Here is a 300-nt window from a genome sequence, read left to right as displayed (position 1 = left end):
CGGGTTTATCACGATTTTCCAGAACAAAATGATCAAATCGTTGTTGTAGACCGACAGGACGTGGAAATCCACCTAGGCCTTCTGGCATATAAGAAAAAGAAAACTCAGATTCTGTCGCAGAAAATAGACCTAACTGGAAAAAAGCACGGCGTGGAATTGTCGCTAAAAAATTGGGATTCCCGCGACCTGCATTCAGCATGATGCGATCTGTTTTACTCTGCGCCAGAGCAATGAGTTCATCTTTTAATTCAAATGGGCTAAGTTTTGAATACTTGGAATAATCTACTTTGGCCATGAGGA

General features: G+C 41.7%; 1 pseudogene. It reads right to left on the bottom strand.

The annotated features are described in order from the left end of the window. Positions 1 to 295: pseudogene (locus tag JR005_RS09715) on the bottom strand (bifunctional aspartate transaminase/aspartate 4-decarboxylase); the annotation flags it as partial. Positions 296 to 300 lie beyond the last annotated feature (5 nt).

Origin of the sequence: Acinetobacter sp. Colony158, assembly GCF_019264745.1 — a bacterium.
GTDB lineage: Bacteria > Pseudomonadota > Gammaproteobacteria > Pseudomonadales > Moraxellaceae > Acinetobacter > Acinetobacter ursingii.
Note: the sequence above shows the minus strand (reverse complement) of the source record. Positions and strands in the feature narration are given on the sequence as shown.